The sequence below is a fragment of the Xanthovirga aplysinae genome (assembly GCF_009711365.1).
Taxonomy (GTDB): domain Bacteria; phylum Bacteroidota; class Bacteroidia; order Cytophagales; family Cyclobacteriaceae; genus Xanthovirga; species Xanthovirga aplysinae.
This window is the reverse complement of record NZ_SMMB01000362.1, coordinates 1-1,249: the sequence shown is the minus strand read 5'-3', so window position 1 is coordinate 1,249 and position 1,249 is coordinate 1. Positions and strand designations below refer to the sequence as shown.

1 protein-coding gene is annotated in these 1,249 nt (G+C 38.7%); it reads right to left on the bottom strand.

Annotated features, from left to right (window positions below; translation table 11 throughout):
* Positions 1–273: 273 nt before the first annotated feature.
* The coding region (locus tag E1171_RS01170; RefSeq protein WP_155203268.1) for a tail fiber domain-containing protein at positions 274–1,249 on the bottom strand (976 nt) is incomplete at its 5' end.

Genomic DNA, 1,249 nt, shown 5'->3' with positions numbered 1-1,249 from the left:
GCCGCCTTCGGTAAAGTGTAATTTTTTCATTGATATCTATTCTGATTTTGTTGGGGTGGGTCATTTGTTTATATGATCACCCAAGCTAGGATTCCGTTAAAACACTAAGAGAATGGGGTTTCCTTTTAATGATTCCTTATGGTAAATAATTAAGAAACCCTTCTTTAGCCCCTCTTCCCTTATTAAGGGAAAAAAGGGACACTGCTGGTTTATATTCTAAAATGGGGCTTTAGAAAATCATAGAGCTCCCATTTCTCAACTACCCAAGTGAACTTATTCACCAAACAAAGAGCGCCATTTTTTACCCATTTTTTCCATAATGGGTGCTGAAAGCTCTGTTAGCAACTTTTTAACTTCCTGCATTTCTTCGGATTGCTGAGTCATTTTCACCTCCTGAAGTTGAAGCATTTCCTTCAAGGCGGCATTATTTTTTTGTTGCTCCTCAAAACGTTTTTTATGTTCCACCATGCTCGATTGTAGCCATTCTACTCTTTCTGAATACTTGGCATTATTTCTTTTTTGTTGCTGTAAGCCGGATTGCTGTACCTGAATCTTTTTTTGTTGTAAAAGAATTTTTTCTTCTTGTTGGTCCAGTAAATTTTTCTGCTCTTCCAAACTTGCCTGTTGATTCTGAATCCTCTCTTTTTGCAGTCGGCTAACCTTCTTCTGACTTTGCAATTGTTTTTCGAGTCGTTTTTGTGCCCTTTTTTGTTCAGTAATTATCCTTTTTTGTTCATCAATGGCTTCTTGATGCTTATGCAACCCTTGATGTAGACAGATATTGGTTTCTTGAATGGCAGCTGTATTGATAGCTCCTAAGTTGCCATAATTTAGGCTGTAAAGGTCTTTATCCTCAGAGTAATGCACCAATTCTGGAAATAGTTCTTTCACTTCCTGTGCTCCAAAACCCAGGTGTTTCCGTTTTCCTTTTTGATCTGCCTTGTAACGGTATTGGATGGGATTCATTTGCATGACTTTATCCAGTACCTGGTGCATACCGCAGATGTCTTCTTTGCTTCTGATGTCAGATTCTTGGAAGGTGCCCTGGGTAAAAACGTATTCCTTGGTGGTAAGAGAGCCCTTCAATTCTGCAGCACCACTAACTGATAAATTCTTAGCTGACCAATCGGTTAATGCACTATTGGAATTTCCATCATTCCACACTTTACGCCATGTACTCCATTTGTCATCCCAACTATTAGACCTGGTAAATAAATGACCTCTGTCATCCACAAAAAGTTGTATATCC